General features: G+C 40.3%; 12 protein-coding genes. 11 read left to right on the forward strand and 1 reads right to left on the reverse strand.

Annotated elements, in window-relative coordinates:
• The first annotated feature begins 220 nt into the window (after nt 1–220).
• The 9 genes from atzF (at nt 221) to A7P54_RS05955 (ending at nt 12,107) form a co-directional block, all read left to right on the forward strand.
• On the forward strand, nt 221–2,062 hold the full coding sequence (atzF, locus tag A7P54_RS05915; protein ID WP_171548965.1) for an allophanate hydrolase: 1,842 nt from the start codon (nt 221–223) through the stop codon (nt 2,060–2,062).
• 19 nt (nt 2,063–2,081) lie between these two features.
• On the forward strand, nt 2,082–5,687 hold the full coding sequence (uca, locus tag A7P54_RS05920) for an urea carboxylase (RefSeq protein ID WP_171548966.1): 3,606 nt from the start codon (nt 2,082–2,084) through the stop codon (nt 5,685–5,687).
• Nucleotides 5,688–5,693: 6 nt separating this feature from the next.
• Nucleotides 5,694–6,398 carry a GntR family transcriptional regulator gene (locus A7P54_RS05925; protein ID WP_171548967.1) on the forward strand — a complete coding sequence of 235 codons (705 nt, stop codon included), beginning with the start codon at nt 5,694–5,696 and terminating at the stop codon, nt 6,396–6,398.
• Between the two features lie 320 nt (nt 6,399–6,718).
• A complete protein-coding gene (locus tag A7P54_RS05930; protein ID WP_252728594.1) occupies nt 6,719–7,000 on the forward strand; it encodes a hypothetical protein in 282 nt (93 codons plus the stop codon).
• 157 nt (nt 7,001–7,157) lie between these two features.
• The gene (locus A7P54_RS05935) at nt 7,158–8,036 is read left to right on the forward strand and encodes an AraC family transcriptional regulator (protein WP_171548968.1); all 879 of its coding nucleotides are present in this window, start codon (nt 7,158–7,160) and stop codon (nt 8,034–8,036) included.
• Nucleotides 8,037–8,040: 4 nt separating this feature from the next.
• Nucleotides 8,041–9,054: an NAD(P)H-quinone oxidoreductase gene (locus A7P54_RS05940; protein ID WP_171548969.1), complete on the forward strand. Its 1,014-nt coding sequence runs from the start codon at nt 8,041–8,043 to the stop codon at nt 9,052–9,054.
• Nucleotides 9,055–9,153: 99 nt separating this feature from the next.
• A complete protein-coding gene (hchA, locus tag A7P54_RS05945; protein ID WP_171548970.1) occupies nt 9,154–10,029 on the forward strand; it encodes a glyoxalase III HchA in 876 nt (291 codons plus the stop codon).
• 243 nt (nt 10,030–10,272) lie between these two features.
• Nucleotides 10,273–10,968 (forward strand): winged helix-turn-helix domain-containing protein, encoded by a 696-nt coding sequence (locus A7P54_RS05950; RefSeq protein ID WP_171549207.1) that lies wholly within the window; start codon nt 10,273–10,275, stop codon nt 10,966–10,968.
• A 119-nt stretch (nt 10,969–11,087) separates the two neighbouring features.
• Nucleotides 11,088–12,107, forward strand: coding sequence for a 2-dehydropantoate 2-reductase (locus tag A7P54_RS05955; RefSeq protein WP_171548971.1), 1,020 nt, complete (start codon nt 11,088–11,090; stop codon nt 12,105–12,107).
• A gap of 50 nt (nt 12,108–12,157) precedes the next feature.
• Here A7P54_RS05955 and A7P54_RS05960 read toward each other — a convergent pair whose 3' ends face one another.
• Nucleotides 12,158–13,030 (reverse strand): bile acid:sodium symporter family protein, encoded by an 873-nt coding sequence (locus tag A7P54_RS05960; RefSeq protein WP_005203803.1) that lies wholly within the window; start codon nt 13,028–13,030, stop codon nt 12,158–12,160.
• Nucleotides 13,031–13,772: 742 nt separating this feature from the next.
• On the opposite strand from A7P54_RS05960, the gene A7P54_RS05965 reads away from it, so the two are divergent.
• A complete protein-coding gene (locus A7P54_RS05965) occupies nt 13,773–14,834 on the forward strand; it encodes an HlyD family secretion protein (protein WP_171548972.1) in 1,062 nt (353 codons plus the stop codon).
• Between the two features lie 25 nt (nt 14,835–14,859).
• A complete protein-coding gene (locus tag A7P54_RS05970; protein ID WP_005203801.1) occupies nt 14,860–16,407 on the forward strand; it encodes a DHA2 family efflux MFS transporter permease subunit in 1,548 nt (515 codons plus the stop codon).
• The last annotated feature ends 92 nt before the right edge of the window (nt 16,408–16,499 follow it).

Below are 16,499 nucleotides of genomic sequence, written 5' to 3' on the forward strand. Positions count from 1 at the left end.
TTCATGGTCTTTGTTTTGATCCTTTCTCTCTCAATAAAAATTTGCTGAGTTATAGCGCATCGGTATTTTTGCCGAATCTTTTTAGCACCATCATTAAACCATTCAAACGAATTAGCATTTTAGTTTTTTTATTAAGCCATTAATTTATATATTAAAAATATTTTTGGCACGCTTTCTGCTTCTATCTATTCAAACTTGTATACAAGATAGGATTCATAAAGTGAGCGAAATAAAAACTTTAGGCTGGACAATTTCTGAATGGCAAACAGCGTATTTAAAGCAAGAAATTCAACTCGATATTTTGCAGGAGCTAGTTTCAGCACTTGATCCAAAGGATGTTGCTTGGATTTCTCTTGCGAGTACAGATTTAGTTGAGCAACAAATCCAATCTTTAAAGCAACTGACTCAAGATACAGAAAATCTGCAAAAACAATTTCCTCTCTATGGTGTGCCATTTGCAGTCAAAGACAATATTGATGTCGCTGGTTTTGTTACCACAGCAGCATGCAAGGCATTAAATCGTGTTGCAACACAAGATGCTGAAACGGTTCGATTACTTAAACAAGCAGGAGGGATTGTCGTTGGTAAAACCAATCTTGATCAATTTGCCACAGGCTTAGTTGGCACACGTTCACCCTTTGGGGCTGTACCGAATAGTTTTAAACCTGAATATGTCAGTGGTGGTTCAAGTTCAGGTTCTGCCAGTGTGGTAGCAAGAGGTTTAGTTCCATTTTCTTTAGGAACTGATACCGCTGGATCAGGTCGTGTGCCTGCAGTATTCAATAACATAGTCGGTTTAAAGCCAACCAAGGGCCGCTTTTCTAATCGTGGCCTATTACCCGCAGTAAAAAGTATTGATTGTATTTCAATCTTTGCTCTTACAGTCGCTGATGCTGAATTGGTGGCTGCTCAGGTCGAAGCTTATGACACTTTAGATAGCTATTCACGTCAGCATCCTAAAAATGTACCTGCACGTTTTTCCAGCAAATTGAAATTTGCCATTCCGAATAAATTGAACTTTTTTGGTGACAAGCAAGCAGAAAAAGCCTTTCAACACACCATTCAATTACTGGAAAGCTTAAATGCTGAAATTACACCGATTGATTTTTCTGCTTTTGAGCAACTTGCAGCACAACTTTATCAAGGTCCTTGGGTGGCAGAACGCACTGCAGCGGCTGCCGATCTCCTCAAAACCAATGCTGCTGATTTTGATCCAACCGTTTTAGAGATTATTCAACACGGTGAAAAATATTCTGCGGTGGATGCCTACAACGCTGAATATTTAAAACAGGATTTGACTCGAAAAATCCAAGCTAGCTTGGCTGAGTTTGATGCCTTGATCGTACCAACTTCACCAACGATTTATACCATTGAACAAATGCAACAGCACCCGATTGAGTATAACGCGCATTTCGGCACGTATACCAATTTCACCAACCTCGCTGATTTAAGTGCCTTGGCATTACCTGCAGGCTTTAGAGCTGACAACTTACCTTTTGGTATCACCTTAATTGCACCTGCTTGGCATGATGCAGCCTTGGTGCATTTCGGCAAAGCATGGCAGAACTATTTAGCACTGAAACTCGGTGCTTTAGATAAGACATTAGCTGTAGCAAGTGCACCAACTTTGTTGTCTCCTCACCATATTCGTGTTGCGGTTGTAGGGGCACATCTAACGGGAATGCCACTGAATTTTCAACTCACCACACGTGGTGCCGTGCATGTCGAAACCACCAAAACCTCTCAGGATTATGCGCTGTATGCCTTGAATGGCACGGTTCCGCCAAAACCTGGTTTGGCTCGTCAGCAAGATGGACAAAGCATCATTGTCGAGCTATGGGATGTACCAACAGCACGCTTCGGTGAGTTTGTGGCAGAAATTCCAACCCCATTGGGCATGGGCAATGTCGAACTAGAGGATGGTCGTTGGGTTAAAGGCTTTATTTGTGAACCCTATGGCTTAGGCGATGCAGAGAATATCAGCCATTTTGGCGGTTGGAGAGCGTATATCCAGCACCGTAACAGCCAAGCAGATCAGCAACCCGCCAATACAGCCAATTAATTTTTAGGGGGAAATCATCATGTTTAAGACCGTACTTATTGCAAACCGTGGTGAAATTGCTGTTAGAGCAATTCGAACGCTGAAAAAATTAGGCATTACCAGTGTCGCGGTTTATTCGGACAGCGACCGTTATGCACAGCATGTACAGAATGCAGATGTCGCAATTGCACTGGATGGTTTAAAACCAGCTGATACTTATTTGAGTATCGAAAAACTGATTCAAGCCGCTAAACAGACTGGAGCAGAAGCAATTTTTCCGGGCTATGGTTTTCTGTCTGAGAGTGCAGATTTCTCTCGTGCTTGTGAAGAAAATAACATTGCCTTTATGGGGCCAACTGCAGAACAGATTCTAGAATTTGGTCTAAAACACCGTGCACGTGAACTTGCAGCAGCGGCTCATGTACCAATGACCCCTGGTACAGGTTTGTTGGACAGTTTGGAGGAAGCCTTGACTGCAGCTGAGCGGATTGGTTATCCAATCATGCTCAAAAGCACTGCGGGTGGTGGTGGTATTGGCCTCACTCGTTGCGACACCCAACAAGCACTGGCCGATGCTTATGAAAGCGTGAAACGCCTCGGTGAGCAGTTCTTTAAAGATGCGGGTGTCTTTATTGAATGTTTTATTGATAAAGCACGTCATGTTGAAGTACAGATTTTTGGTGATGGTAAAGGTCAAGTAGTGGCGTTTGGTGAGCGTGATTGCTCATTGCAACGCCGTAACCAAAAAGTGGTTGAAGAAACACCTGCGGCGAACTTACCTGAAGCAACTCGTAAAAAGCTACATCAAGCTGCAGTTGAACTGGGTCGCTCTGTGAATTACCGCAGTGCAGGAACGGTTGAATTTATTTATGATGCCAAGCGGGATGAATTTTATTTCCTTGAGGTGAATACCCGTTTACAGGTAGAGCATCCAGTCACGGAAATGGTGACAGGTCTTGACTTGATCGAGTGTATGCTCAAAGTCGCGGCTGGCGATGCATTGGATTGGGACTATCTCAGCAATATCCAACCGCAAGGGGCTGCGATTGAAGTCCGAGTTTATGCCGAAGATCCTGTGAAAAATTTCCAGCCAAGTCCAGGTGTGCTCACCGAAGTGTCATTTCCCGAAGGTATTCGTGTTGATACTTGGGTGAAAACAGGGACTGAAATTTCTCAGTATTTTGATCCAATGATTGCCAAGATTATTGTGCATGCGGAAGATCGAGCTACTGCGATTGAAAAATTAAAAGTAGTGTTAGCGGAAACGCGTTTAAATGGCATCAGCACCAACTTGGATTATGCCCGTGCCATAGTATCAGACCAGCGATTTGAATCGATGCAAATCTGGACACGCATGCTTGACGATTTCAGCTATTCGCCAAAAGTCATTGAGGTGATCCAAGCAGGTACATTGAGTTCAATTCAAGACTATCCTGGGCGTACAGGCTATTGGGATATCGGTGTACCACCATCAGGTCCTATGGATGATTATGCCTTCCAACTGGCCAATCGTATTGTGGGTAATGATGCAAAGGCAGCGGGTTTTGAGTTTACTTTAGTAGGTCCAAGCTTAAAGTTCCATGCCGATACCACCATTGCACTCACAGGCGCAAGCTGTACTGCTATGTTGGATGATCAACGCATTGCTTTTTGGCAACCGATTAAGGTCAAAGCAGGTCAAATTTTAAAAGTTGGTCAAGTGGCTTCAGGCTGCCGTACTTATTTAGCCGTGCGTGATGGTCTTGATGTACCCTTATATTTAGGTAGCCGATCAACATTTGCATTAGGTAATTTTGGTGGTCATGCTGGCCGGACTTTACGTGTTGGTGACATGATCAAAATGGTCGATGCAGAACTTGCCAGTGCGGAACTACCACTGGCAACAGATGCACCACAAGCCTTATCCAAAGATCTCATTCCAGAATACAGCAATGAATGGGAAATCGCCGTGTTGTATGGACCGCACGGTGCGCCTGATTTCTTTAAACCTGAATATGTGGAAGAGTTTTTTGCTTCTGAGTGGACGGTTCACTTTAACTCAAACCGTTTAGGCGTCAGACTATCAGGTCCGACACCGAGCTGGGCCAGAGAGAATGGCGGGGAGGCAGGCCTACATCCATCCAATGTGCATGACTGTGAATATGCCATTGGTGCGATCAACTTTACAGGTGATTTCCCTGTGATTTTGGCAAAAGATGGCCCAAGTTTAGGCGGCTTCGTTTGTCCAGTGACTATTGCCAAAGCTGAACTGTGGAAAGTAGGTCAACTGAAAGCCGATGACAAGATCCGTTTTTACCCAATCACGGCAGAGCAAGCCAATGCATTAGAACGGAAACAAATCGACAATATTCAGAACTTTGCAGATGCCATCAAGGTCGTTGAAACCATTGAACCTGCTCAAGACGTGTTTACCACTATTTTGGCTCAACGTGAACCAACTGATTTATCACCAAAAACCGTTTATCGCCAAGCGGGTGATAGCTATATCTTGCTTGAATATGGTGAAAATGTTTTAGATTTGGCACTTCGTTTACGTGTACATCAATTGATTCAAATGATCCGTGATGCCAATCTTGCAGGTGTTTTGGAACTGTCACCAGGTGTGCGTTCACTACAAATTAAATATGATGGTCTGGTGATTCCTCAAGCTGAGCTCATTCATCAATTGCTTAAACTTGAAGAACAAATGGGTGATTTAAGCCAGCTCAAAATCCCATCGCGTATTGTGCATTTGCCAATGGCGTTTGAGGACAGTGCGACTTTAGGTGCAGTAGAGCGTTATCAGGAAAGTGTTTGCGCCAAAGCGCCGTGGTTACCGAATAACGTTGATTTTATCCAACGTATTAACGGACTAGCACATCGTGATGAAGTCAAAGATATTATTTTTGATGCCAACTACTTAGTGTTAGGTTTAGGCGATGTCTATCTGACAGCGCCATGTGCGGTACCGATTGATCCACGTCACCGTTTACTCAGCTCTAAGTACAATCCTGCACGTACTTTTACTGCGGAAGGCACTGTCGGTATTGGCGGGATGTACATGTGTATTTATGGCATGGATTCACCGGGTGGTTATCAGTTGATTGGGCGGACGCTACCGATCTGGAATAAGTTTAAAAAGAACAAGCAATTTGGTGATAAGCAATGGTTCTTGCAATTCTTTGACCAGATTAAATATTTCCCTGTGACTGAAGCTGAATTGAATGAATGGCGTGCAGATTTTGAAAATGGTCGTGCTCAGATTCAGATTGAAGAAACCGAGTTTGACTATGCAGACTATGTACAATTCTTGGACAATGAAGCGGAAAGTATCGCGGCATTTAAAGACAAGCAACAACAGGCCTTTAGCACTGAGGTGAGCCGTTGGAAAGAAGAGTTTGCTGCGCAACCTGAACAACATATTGAGCAAACCAATCATGTTGATTACAGCCATCTTTCTTCTTTAAATGCATCAATGACAGGGAATATCTGGAAGATCTTTGTGGAACATGGTCAAGAGATCAAAAAAGGTGAAACTGTTGCTATTATTGAAGCCATGAAAATGGAGTTACCTGTCTATGCGGAAGAGGATGGTATTGTTAAAGCCATTATTTGCAGAGCAGGGCAAACAGTACACAGTGGTGAACCATTGGTCTATATGGAATAAGCTTGAATGAAAGAAGTGAATATCAACATAAAAAGCACAACCAAAGGCTCAGACAATCTGTCTGAGCTGGTTTACCAACGCATCAAGAATGACATCTTTGATTTCAAATTGATGCCAGGTGAACGCTTTACTGAGTCTGAAGTTGCCAAAGCCTATGATGTGAGTCGTACCCCAATCCGACAAGCCTTATATCGTTTGCAACAAGAGGGCTATGTTGATGTGAGCTTTCGGAGCGGTTGGCAGATTCGGCCGCTCAATTTTCGTTACTATGAAGAGCTCTATGATGTTCGTATTGTTTTGGAAAAAGATTCGATTCGTAAACTCTGTCAGATTGACCACCACAATTCGGTTGAGCTGTCAGTGCTAAAAGACCTCTGGTTAGTACAACCTTCTGAATATTTAAAAGACATTAAACAGCTTTCCCAGCAAGATGAGGATTTTCATTGTGCTTTGGTCCGTGCTTCGGGAAATAATGAAATGGCGAGGATTCATCGGGATTTGAGTGAGCGTATTCGGATTATTCGCCGTTTGGATTTTTCTAAAGATTATCGGATTGAAGCAACTTATCAGGAACATCAAAAAATCTTAGGTTTTATTTTCGATCGACAAACTGAACAAGCGATCAATGCGATTGAAGCGCATATCATGCAAAGTCGTGATGAAGTGAAAAAGATTACTTTGCAGATGTTGGATTCGAGTCAGTTTTATTAGAATTAGATTATGTTAAGCCTTTTAGGGTTTTTATGGATAACTGGAAATATGCGCTGATAGCATCTGTTGTAACTGTAGTTGGAATGAATCTGATTTCTACATTCACTAGTTTTAGACTATAGAAGCTATCCATAAATGCTTTTTAGTATCAAGTATAGGTTTCTGCATTCTTGTTGTACTAGGATGCCGTTCTAATAAGATAGATTTTGATGATTGTCCATGGGTGGTGTATTGATGAAATTTCTGAACCTAGAAATAATTATAATTGGCTTGGGAGTAGATGTATTCATGGTTAAATAGTACTTTCAATGTGAGAATTCATGGAAAATCAGAGTATTAAAATGGAAGAATTATCGAGAGAAAGTTTAGAACAGATTTTAGATAATTGTTCGAAAACGACCAAAGGACCTTGGATTTCATATGTAGAGGGCAGAGATCATGAATCAGGATCCAATTTTATTATGACAGGCGATGATGATATCGAGTTAACAGGAGCGACTATTGCCGATCAGGATTTTATTGCAAATGCAAAACAAGATATTCCAAAGTTAGTTGTAGAAATTTTTAGACTTAGAACACTTTTAGGAATGGATCAAAAATAACGAATTAATAAGGGGATATCTAGGTTTAAGGACAATCTGTTCCCAGTTAGATCACATTAAAACTCTCTTTTCCATGCCTAATTCTGCATAAAACTAACAGTTTTTATCTGTTTGCTATTTAATAATAAAAATCACATTTCAAATCATCAGATAACGCATGATGAATGACCAAACGTTAATCAATTTATTTCTAAAACTGGTACATAAAGAAGGTTTTTTTTCCACTTCGATTGATGGCATTACCTTGATGCGTGTTGACCACAACACACCACCGATTGCAGTATTACAAGAACCAACCCTCGTGTTTGTATTGCAAGGCCAAAAGCGCGGTTATATCGGCACAGAAACTTATTCATTCAAGCAAAGTGAATGTTTAATTGTCTCAGTTTCGATGCCCTTTGACTGTGACACCATTGCCAGTCCAGAAGCACCGATGATTGCGATCAGCATGAAGTTAGAGGCAGATACTGTAAATGAGCTACTGGCTAAAACCTATTTTGAAAATTACCGATTTAAACCACTGACCACAGGGATGAGTGTGATTCAGTATGATCAAACCGTATCAAGTATCTTGATTCGACTGTTAAATATTCTGACTTCTGAACAGGATGTATTGATCTTGGGAGATCAAATTAAACGGGAGTTGCTTTATCGGGTCATCCAACATTCAGGTGCGGACGCATTAAATGGTTTGATTGCTCAAGGGAACCTGAGACCGATTTATAAAATTTGTGAATATATTCAACATCATTTTACCGAGAAGTTAACAGTTGAGATGCTGGCAGAGCAAGCCAATATGAGTACTTCTGCATTTCATAAAGCCTTTAAACAAGTCACACAATATTCACCATTGCAATATTTAAAAGTGGTTCGGTTGCATAAGGCAAAACAATTGTTGCAAAACGCAGACCAAAGTGTGGCTCAGGCGGCTTATGCTGTTGGATATCAGAGCTCTTCTCAATTTAGCCGAGAATTTAAAAAGCAGTTTGGTTTTCCGCCCAAGCATGCTGAATCGAATACTGAAATGGAGTCATGATCAGATGAATCAAAATAGCGTAGAACAAATGAAATATATCGAAATTACACAAGCGGGTGGTCCTGAGGTTTTACACGTGACCCAAGGGCCTCGACCAGAGATTAAAGCAGATGAAGTGCTCATCGAAGTCTACGCAACGGGGATTAATAGACCTGACATTTTACAGCGCCAAGGCCTGTATCCAATGCCTAAAGGGGTCACACCCATACCTGGTCTAGAAGTATCGGGCGTGATTGTTCAAATTGGTGAACACGTCACACAGTTCAAAGTCGGTGATAAAGTCTGTGCACTCACCAATGGAGGTGGTTATGCCGAATACTGTGCAGTACCTGCCAATCAAACCTTAAAAATTCCAAAGAATCTGAGTTTTGTCGAAGCTGCGGCTATTCCTGAAACCTATTTTACAGTTTGGGCGAATTTGTTTCAGATAGGACAATTAAATAAGAATGAAACCGTGTTGATTCATGGTGGAGCCAGTGGTATTGGTTCTACAGCAATCAGCTTATGCCATGCAATGGGCATCAAAAACTTCTCCACGGTTGGAAGTGATGACAAAGTTGAAAAGTTAGCTTCGGTGTCACAGGTAATTAACTACAAAACACAGGACTTTGAAAAAGAAGTTTTGGCTCAAACGGATGGCCAAGGTGTAGATGTGATTTTGGATATTATTGGCGCCGCTTACTTTAATCAAAATCTGAGATTATTAAAGCGTGATGGTCGATTGGTGATTATCGGTTTTATGGGTGGTCGAAAAGTTGATGGCTTTGATATACAAGAATTGATGTTAAAACGGGCTGTTGTCACAGGTTCGACCATGCGTGCTAGAACCAATGCTGAAAAAGCTCAAATTACTCAAGAACTTGAGCAGTTTGTCTGGCCTTTAATTGAAGCGGATCAATGCAAGCCAATGATCTATAAAACTTTTGCATTTGATGAAGTAGCTCAGGCACATCAATGTCTGGAAAGCAGCCAACATACGGGCAAAGTGGTACTCGAAATTAAGTCTGAATTTGCCTAATTGTGTTCAATCCATGCCTGTTCATACTCAAAACTTGAGTGTGGCAGGTGACTCAAGCAGTATGCATATAAACATAACGACCTGATGAGGAATCTCAAAATGACAACAAATCCTGATGATCGCAACCCAAGTCCAGACCATGCAGAAGATAATGCTTTTTTCCCATCGCCATATTCGCTGAGCCAATACACCTCGGCAAAAACAGATTACGATGGCACGACTTACCAAAATCCGTACCAAGGCGACAAACGGATTTTAATGATTGCAACCGATGAACGTTATATCTTGATGCAAAACGAAAAATTCTTTTCTACGGGAAATCATCCTGTTGAAATGTTATTGCCAATGTTCCACTTGGATAATGCGGGCTTTGCCTTTGATGTGGCAACACTTTCAGGCAATCCAGTTAAGTTGGAAATGTGGGCGATGCCGAATGAAGAACAGGTGGTCTTAAATACCTACAAGAAATATGAAAAGCAACTCAAAGCGCCGCTCAAGTTAGCAGATATTCTGGAACAAGCTTTAAGTACAGATTCACCTTATGCAGGTATCTTTATTCCGGGTGGACATGGTGTTCTTGCTAAGATTCCTGAAAGCAAAGAAGTCAAACAGCTATTAAAGTGGGCCATTAAAAATGATAAATATGTGATCACGCTATGTCATGGGCCAGCTTCATTGCTTGCAGCAGCTGTAGATGAAGATCCGCAAGATTATATTTTTAAGGACTACAAGATTTGTGTGTTTCCTGATTCCCTAGATAAAGGTGCAAATATTGATATCGGCTATATGCCAGGACAATTGCCTTGGTTGGTGGGTGAGAATCTCGAAAAACTAGGTGTCGAAATCTTAAATAAAGGCATCACAGGGCAGGTTCATCAAGATCGTAAACTATTAACAGGTGATAGCCCATTGGCTTCGAATAATCTTGGAAAACTTGCCGCGACAACTTTATTGGCAGATCCTGATCTTCAATAAACCTTGTTAATGGAATATCTAAAAGCCTAGCTTAATTGCTAGGCTTTTATTTTTTATGAATTCGGCGAAACGTCTTAAAGCATCTTTTTGCAGACCCATCTTGTACCAAAAGCTGAATTCTTATATTGATCTATTGTAGAAATGAACATTGAAATGACACCAAAATTACATTTATGTCATTCAAAACTATTTAAAGTTGTACAACGTTATTATCTTCTTAAGCAGGGCTTTAACAGGTTTAAGATGAAAATATTACTAGTCGAAGATGAGCAAAAAATAGGGAGTTATCTTAACCAAGCATTATCAGAAGCAGGTTATATGATCGATTGGGTCACAGATGAAATAACAGGTAAGCATCTCGCGCTATTGTTTAATGAATATGATTTAGTGGTATTGGATGTCATGTTTGCTGGTTTAAATGGCTGGAACATTCTGCATGATGTTGGAAAGAATGGAAAAACTATGCCTATTTTGTTTTTGATTGCACGTGATCAAATTGAAGAGCGAATGAAAGGGCTTGGCCTTTCTTTTACCTTGGTAGAGCTTCTCACACGGATCAAAGGTCTATTGAGTAGAGAGCAGTGGAATCATGAAATCAACCGAATTTGTGTTGCCGACCTTGAACTTGATTTATGGAAACGCAGTGTAAGCCGAGCGGGAAAACGGATTAATCTTACAGCTCAAGAATATGCATTGATTGAGTTATTCATGAGTAGACGTGGAGAGGTCTTACCTAGAGCATTAATCGCTTCACAGATATGGGATATAACCCACGATGCAGACACTAAAATGATTGAAGTGGCGATTAGTCGTTTAAGAAATAAGATTGACCGTAATTTTCTTCCTAAACTCATCCATAACATTTATGGAATGGGTTATGTATTGGCAGAATGGCATGGGGCACTAAAAAATAAAGAAAAAGAAGATGTTCCTGAATGAACATTACTCAATATTAAATTCTGTGCTTAGAAATAAATTTGTCAGCTAAGTGACAACTTAACTCCATGCTTTGGGTTAAAGTGTTGTTGTTAAGAAATAGAATCCAGCAAGGAAAATCAATGAAAATATGTATTTATGGGGCTGGAAATATTGGATGTTATCTTGGTGGGCGATTAGCAGCAACAGGGTATGATATTGATTTTATTGTACGCCCGAAAATACAACAACAGTTGCAATGTTATGGACTGACTGTTTCGGACTATCTAGGTGAAAAAAATATTGTTCCAGCGAGTAAGCTACAACTTAGTACTGATCCAAACATTGCTGCTCAAGCTGATATCATTTTTGTCTGTGTAAAGTCTGCCGCAACTGAACAAGTTGCACATGAGTTAAAAGATATTTTAAAGAAAAACACCATCATCATTAGTTTTCAGAATGGTTTAAGTAATGTTGGCATCCTAAAACAAGTGTTGTTTGACCATACAATTCTTGAAGGTATGGTACCTTTTAATGTCGCTGCTTTAGGAAATGGAATTTTTCATCAAGGTACAGAAGGCGCTTTGTATGTGAAAAAACATGCTGGTTTGAATGAGCTTGTTGCCGCATTTGATGGCGCTCAGCTTGAACTGACACTTGAAGATGATATGCAGGCGATTCAATGGGCAAAGTTATTATTGAATTTCAATAATTCAATTAATGCTTTATCTCAGCTTCCACTCAAGCAACAACTTTCTATTCGAGCCTATCGTCAATGTTTGGCAATGGCACAGATTGAAGCTCTAGAGCTACTTAAAATCGCAAAAATTAAGCCTGCACAATTGACCGCTTTACCAGCACAGTTCGTGCCATTTGTATTAAAACTGCCTAATACGATTTTCAATCTGCTGAGCAAGAAAATGCTGGCAATTGATCCGTTGGCACGATCATCAATGGCAGATGATCTTATGGCGGGGCGAGCAACGGAAATTGACTGGATTAATGGTGAAGTTGTCCGTTTAGCAACGCAACTAAATTTAAAAGCGCCAATCAATCAAAAGCTTATTGAGTTAATTAAACAAGCTGAAATAACACCCAAAGCATGGTCAGCCAAAGCACTTAGCGATCAGTTGGAAGCGGTGAATAAAACTGGATTTAAATAAAAGCCATAGCATATTTCTTTATACGCTATGGCGGTGATGGTTTAAAAAAATTAGGCTTTTATCGTTTCCTGAGCGCCAAATCTCGTAATCAAAGTCCCAAAGATAGTCGCGAAAATATACATAAAAATTGAGTAGACCGCAGCAGGCATGGCAATGGTGGTACTCGCCATAATGGTGAGTGCAATGGTCATGGCCAGCGTACTATTATGAATACCAATCTCAAACGCGCATGCACGAGCTTGATAAGAGCTGATTCCAAACAGTCGTGGTACAAAATAACCGACACATAGACTAATTGCACAAAATAAGGCAGTTGCAAAGCCAATTTGCCCGATATATTCGATCAGGTTATTTCGTTCTTTTATAATTGCGCCAAGGATGATAATGACAAGAAAAACCACCGCAAAGATGCGCACAGGGCGATTCAGTTTTTCTGCGGTATGCGGCGCATAATGACGGATTAGCATCCCAATACAAACAGGGACCAGAATGATGGCAAAGACTTGCAGGACTTTTGCAAATTGTAGTCCGACTTGTTGGCCTTCATTCATAAAATGCAAAATTGAGAAATTGACAATAAACGGTAAAAAGATGGCGGCAATAATGGCATTAATTGCGGTTAATGTAATATTTAGTGCGATATCACCTTTATACAAATAGCTGAATAGATTTGCGGTTGATCCACCAGGAGAAGCGGCAAGTAACATCAAACCGACTGCCAGAAGCGGCGGTAAAGCCAATATTTTACAAATTAAAAATGCAATGCCGACCAATAAAATAAGCTGACAAAACAAAGCAATGATCACCGCTTTGGGATGTTTGCTTACTCGTGCAAAGTCTTTGAGTGTGAGCTCCAAACCCAGCCCGGCCATGACAATCGCCAAGGCGATCGGTAGAAAAAGTGTGATTAGTCCAGAATCCATAAGCAGTCCTTCTTTTAGATCAATATTATTTTTCCAATTTTCTGGTTGTTTTGTCTGATCAGATTACAACTTACCGGTATCTAAGTTGATATAGTTCACATCTGAGCAAGACCTATAAACAGCAGTATTTAGCAATACTTTAAATTTTTACTATGCAAAGTAATGAATTAGCACATTTAGGTTATTAATTCTAATGATTTGTTTAGCTTAAATACTTTATTCACTTTTGCAAAAACTATTTGTGCGATAGTGCACAATTTGATTGAATTAAAATATGAAAATTAATAGGAGAAAAATCACTTTTTTTGCAAAAATTACATTTCTATAACGCTTCGGCTTTTTGGCATTTTACTATTTTTATGCTCATAAATAGATTAGAAAAGTAAGATGATTAAACTAAATGGTAAAAATATTAGTGAAGCTGAATTTAATAATTTATTTAAATTAAACAATAATATAGGTTTAATTTTTTACAAATGAAAACACGAATCATTTATGCTTGTGCTAAAATTTCACAAATCTTTAATAAAAGCTTTATACCATTCGAACAATTGGCAGAAATAGAAAAATGATATGCACAAATGGTCAATGACATATTATTCCATTAAGAATGATAATTTGCGCCAATTATTACATTGTAACTATTTATTTATACACAATTAAGTGAAAAGTTACGTGAAAAGATGACCATTTAACCGTGGCTCAAAATAAAAACTGTATATTACAAAATAGCGGAATAAATATGGATAACGTAGCTCAGCTCGAAACTGATACTAATTTCCAAAGTCGAAAAAAAATAACTTGGGTTGTGTTTAGTGTACTCATCTTATTTCTGATCTTAGGCATCGCGTATTATTTTTTGGTCTATCGATTCTATCAATCTACCGATAATGCCTATGTCCAAGCTGATGTCACTTGGGTGATGCCAAAAATCTCAGGTGAAGTCGTTGAATTGATTATTAATGACAATCAGTTTGTGAAAAAAGGAGAAGCTTTGGCTATTTTAGATCATCGTGATTATCAGGCACGTTATGATCAGGCGAAATCAGTAGTCACCTTAAAACAAGCTGCGCTTGCTGTTCAGCAACAGAATGAAAAGTCTGCAAAATCATCGATTAGTGAAGCCAATAGTGGTGTGGTTGCTGCCCAAGCAGATTTATCTCGTTTGAAAAAAGATTTCAATCGTTATCAAGATTTACTCAAAGACGGGGTGATTACCCGACAAAATTTTGAAGGCATACAATCCCAATATTTAACGGCTCAAGCACAGTTGAGTAAAGCCCAGGCCTCAGTCAATGCCGCTGAGGCACAGCTCGGCAGTTTACAAGCCAGTCGTGCACAGTTACTGGCAGATATTCAGAACGCTAATGCTACCTTAGACCTGTACCAGATTGATCTTTCATCCTCAAAAGTGATTAGCCCTGTTACAGGAAAGGTCGGCAGTCTTTCGATTCAGAAGGGTTCTCGTGTTTCACCACAAACACGTTTAATGGCAATTATTCCTGAGAAAAGTTTGTATGTACAAGCAAACTTTAAAGAAACCCAAATCGAGAAAATGCATATTGGGCAGGAAGTTAAATTAAAAATTGATGCTTATCCAAGTCTGACTTATACAGGGAAAATCGAAAGCTTTTCTCCAGCATCTGGCGCGACCTTTTCACTCATGCCACCAGACAACGCCACAGGAAATTTCAATAAAGTGGTGCAACGTATTCCTGTGCGGATAGCAATTGATTCGAGTCCACATATTGACCTTATAAAACCTGGAATGTCCGTCAGCGCGACTGTTGATTTAAGAACTTAATCAGAAAAGTTTTGGATATAAGAAAATGAATAAACCGAACCAAGATGAGTGGAAGTTTGCGCCAAAAACAGCTTGGCTGATTTTTGCTGCCATGATTTTTGGTAATTTCATGGCAATTCTGGATATTCAAATTGTTGCAAGTTCTTTGAATGAAGTACAGGCAGGCATGAGTGCTAGCCGTTACGAAGTGACATGGGTGCAAACGGTTTATTTGATTGCTGAAATTATTGCAATTCCAATGTCCAGTATCGTCTCTCGGGTGCTCTCGACTCGAATTTATTACACTATTTGTGCGATTGGATTCACGATTAGTTCTTTGCTGTGTGCTTTGGCATGGAATCTGGAAAGCCTATTGGTATTTCGCGCCATTCAGGGTTTTATGGGCGGCGGCATGATTCCTACCTCAATGACAGCGTTATACCTGCTTTTTCCTGAAGCAAAACGTGCATTGCCGTTGGTGATGTTTGGCATGATCAGTACTTTAGGTCCAGCCATTGGCCCAACTATTGGTGGTTGGTTGACCAATAATTTCTCATGGCACTGGATGTTCCTGATTAACATCATCCCCGGTATTTTGATTGCGACAATTATTTACTCTGGACCAAATATAGACCGCGCCAATTATTCACTGATCAAAAGTATGGACTGGTTCAGTTTGATTGGTATGGCCATGTTTTTAGGTGGTTTAGAGTATTTCTTGGATGAAGGGGCGCGACATGATTGGCTCGCCGATACAGGTGTGCGTGTTGCATTTATCATTTGTCTGATTGGTGGCATGATCTTCTTCTCACGCAGTTTTACCCAGCCTAAACCTTTGCTGGATCTGAGTGTATTTAAGAACAAAAACTTCACTTTAAGCTGCATCATTACTTTTGTGATTGGTATGGCCTTATATGGCTTGGGCTATATGATTCCTGTATTTCTTGGACAAGTCCGAGAAATGAACAGCAGTCAAATCGGACATATCATGATGGTAACAGGGATTGTGATGTTCTGTTTTGCGCCTTTCCTTGCGTGGTTGATTCCAAACTTTGATACCCGAAAAACCGTGTTTGTTGGCATGATTTTGGCGGGTTTCGGGGTTTGGCTCAATTCACATCTCAGTATTCACAGCGATTATGACTTTATGTTCTGGCCACAAATTTATCGTGGCATTGGTCTGATGATTTGTTTGATCGTAGTCTCGCATCTGGCAATGAGTACGCTGCCACTGGCTAAAGTTGCCGATGCAAGTGGTATTTATAACCTGATGCGCAATATTGGTGGCGCTGTTGGGCTGGCATTAATCAACTCATCGCTAGATTGGCTGACCGCCGTGCATGTGACGCAATTGAATCAGTATATGAACCCACAGAACTGGATTTTCATTGAAAGATTAGACCAGTTGACAGCGCAATACCAAGAAGTGGGCAGTAATGCTCAACAAATCGCGCTCAGTGTGATCTACCGAGATATTCATTACCAAGCACTGACATCAAGTTTCAATGATTTATTACGTATGCTGGCCATCATCATGTTTGTGGCGGCTTTCTTAACCATCTTTATGGATAGGGGGAAGAAAATGGACATGTAGATATTCAATGCTAGAGGGTTGTTTCATATAACGAAAAAATAATCGGGGCATCGTATACAACAACATACCCCGTCATAAAAAGAACAGTGATA

Origin of the sequence: Acinetobacter sp. Ac_3412 (genome assembly GCF_013072675.1) — a bacterium.
Classification (GTDB): Bacteria; Pseudomonadota; Gammaproteobacteria; order Pseudomonadales; family Moraxellaceae; genus Acinetobacter; species Acinetobacter higginsii.